Here is a 2,669-nt window from a genome sequence, read left to right as displayed (position 1 = left end):
ACGAACGCAACGCCTGGGGAAATACCGCAGGCGACGTGGTGCAGCCATCGGAAATCAACCAGTTCAGAAAATAGCATCAAGGAGGACACCATGGCAGCAATACCAGATCACGACGTTCCGCACGACGCCCACGACGCCCACGATCATCATCCCACCGGCATGATGCGCTGGCTGATGACCACTAACCACAAAGATATCGGTACGATGTATCTGTGGTTCAGTTTTCTGATGTTCCTGACCGGGGGCGTGATGGCGCTGACTATCCGGGCCGAGCTTTTCCAGCCCGGCATACAGATCGTCAATCCCGAATTTTTTAACCAGTTGACGACCATGCATGGTCTGATAATGATATTCGGCGCCATCATGCCGGCGTTCGTCGGTTTTGCCAATTGGCAAGTGCCGATGATGATCGGGGCGCCCGACATGGCTTTTGCGCGCATGAACAACTGGAGTTTCTGGTTGCTGCCGCCGGCAGCCCTACTGCTGCTGACCTCGTTCTTCGTGCCCGGCGGCGCACCCGCGGGGGGTTGGACGATTTATCCGCCGCTATCGGTGCAGATGGGCATGGGTATGGACATGGCGATTTTCGCCATCCATATTATGGGCGCTTCGTCTATCATGGGGTCAATCAACATTATCACCACCATCCTCAACATGCGGGCGCCGGGCATGACACTGATGAAAATGCCGATGTTCGTGTGGACCTGGCTCATCACCGCCTATCTTCTGGTGCTGGTGATGCCGGTTCTGGCGGGAGCGGTTACCATGCTGCTGACGGATCGCAATTTCGGTACCAACTTCTTCAATGCAGCGGGCGGCGGTGATCCGGTGATGTTCCAGCATATCTTCTGGTTCTTCGGTCACCCCGAGGTCTACATCATGATATTGCCGGCATTCGGCATCGTCTCCGAAATTATCCCGGCCTTTGCGCGCAAGCCATTGTTCGGATATTCCTCGATGGTATACGCCACTGCCTCGATCGCCATCCTGTCCTGCATCGTCTGGGCCCATCACATGTTTACCGCGGGCATGCCGGTGACCGGACAGCTGTTTTTCATGTACGCCACCATGCTGATCGCGGTTCCGACCGGCGTTAAAGTGTTCAACTGGACCGCCACCATGTGGCGCGGTTCCATGACCTTCGAAACACCCATGCTTTTTGCCATCGGCTTCGTTTTTCTGTTCACTCTTGGTGGGTTCAGCGGAGTTGTTTGCGCGATAGTGCCGATAGATGTCCAGGTGCAGGATACCTACTATGTCATTGCGCACTTCCACTATGTGCTGGTATCGGGTGCGCTGTTCGGCATATTCGGCGGAGCATACTACTGGATGCCGAAATGGACCGGGCATATGTATGACGAGACGCTGGGCAAATGGCATTTCTGGCTCTCCATGTTCTTTTTCAACCTCACCTTCTTCGTTCAGCATTTCCTGGGATTGGCGGGCATGCCGCGTCGTATTCCCGACTACGCGCTCCAATTCGCCGATTTCAACATGATTTCCAGCATAGGCGCTTTTGGTTTCGGCTTTAGCCAGTTGCTGTTCCTTTACGTAGTGCTGAAGTGCATTCGTGGGGGTGCAAAAGCGCCGGCAAAACCTTGGGAAGGTGCAACCTCCCTGGAGTGGACATTGCCGTCCCCCGCGCCATACCATAGCTTTGTAACGCCACCGGTCATCAAGTAAGAACAAGGAGCAGAATGTGACGCAAAACGCAGAAAGAAGGCGCGGGGCAATCAGAACAGCGCTGTTTCTGCTAGCGATCGTCGTAGCTATTTTTGTAACGGTTATCGTAAAAAACTGGACATGAACGTAATTCAAGCAAATGCCGTAATAATGAAGAAGCTGCTGATTTTTTCAGTGGTCATGTTCGTTTTCGGCTTCGCGTTAGTTCCGTTTTACGAGAAGATTTGCGACGTGACGGGACTCAACAATCTTTTGCAGGCAGATACGCTTACAGAGAACTCGCAAGTAGATACCGCCCGTTGGGTAACGGTCGAACTAGATGCCAATACACGTGGACTGCCCTGGCAGTTCAAATCCCTACAATCCAGTCTGCGTGTACATCCCGGCGAATTGGTGGAGGTAATGTACGAGGTTACGAATAAATCCAATCGGGAAATCAGCGGTCAGGCGATACCCAGCTACAGTCCGATGCTGCTAGCCAAACATCTGAAGAAACTTGAGTGCTTCTGTTTCAGCAAACAGGTAATGAAGCCAAATGAGACACGGCAGATGCCGGTTCAATTCATGATTGAACCTGGACTTCCAACCGATGTGAATACCGTTACTATTTCGTACACCTTTTTTGAAATTGGAATCGACCAGGCTGCAGATACGGAAAGCGAAGCAAATAAAGGTTGAAGGACGACAGCACAAAACCGAAAAAGGCGACTTTTTTGCAGGTTGCAAAGGCAGTATCTTGGGCTTTCTTCGGAGTTCGCAAGAAAAGCGATCTCGAGATGGATGCGAGTTCGTTGACTCCGGCGCAGGTGGTAATCGGGGGAATTATTGGTGCCGCAGTGTTTGTGCTAGCCTTGGTGTTGCTAGTTAAGTTTGTGACATAGAAAATTAATCAATTACAAGCAGGAGAAAGAGCATGAGCCAGGAAGGAAGTCACTATTACGTTCCAGCGCCATCGACCTGGCCCATGACCGGGTCGATAGCATTGT

The 2,669-nt window shown here is 52.1% G+C and carries 3 protein-coding genes; all 3 read left to right on the top strand.

Going from position 1 to position 2,669, the window contains the following annotated elements; all coding sequences use genetic code 11:
- Positions 1-90: 90 nt before the first annotated feature.
- The 3 genes from ctaD to BLS94_RS14340 all read left to right on the top strand — a co-directional run bounded on the left by ctaD (position 91) and on the right by BLS94_RS14340 (position 2,564).
- Positions 91-1,683 (top strand): cytochrome c oxidase subunit I, encoded by a 1,593-nt coding sequence (gene ctaD / locus BLS94_RS14350; RefSeq protein WP_090962620.1) that lies wholly within the window; start codon positions 91-93, stop codon positions 1,681-1,683.
- 120 nt (positions 1,684-1,803) lie between these two features.
- Positions 1,804-2,361 carry a cytochrome c oxidase assembly protein gene (locus tag BLS94_RS14345; RefSeq protein ID WP_090962617.1) on the top strand — a complete coding sequence of 186 codons (558 nt, stop codon included), beginning with the start codon at positions 1,804-1,806 and terminating at the stop codon, positions 2,359-2,361.
- Complete coding sequence (locus BLS94_RS14340) at positions 2,358-2,564, top strand: DUF2970 domain-containing protein (RefSeq protein ID WP_072769003.1); 207 nt, start codon at positions 2,358-2,360, stop codon at positions 2,562-2,564. Before BLS94_RS14345 ends, BLS94_RS14340 begins: the two co-directional genes overlap by 4 nt.
- The last annotated feature ends 105 nt before the right edge of the window (positions 2,565-2,669 follow it).

Source organism: Nitrosospira sp. Nsp18, from assembly GCF_900103145.1.
Classification (GTDB): Bacteria; Pseudomonadota; Gammaproteobacteria; order Burkholderiales; family Nitrosomonadaceae; genus Nitrosospira.
The sequence above is the reverse complement of the archived record's forward strand: the minus strand, read 5'-3'. Positions and strand labels throughout refer to the sequence as shown.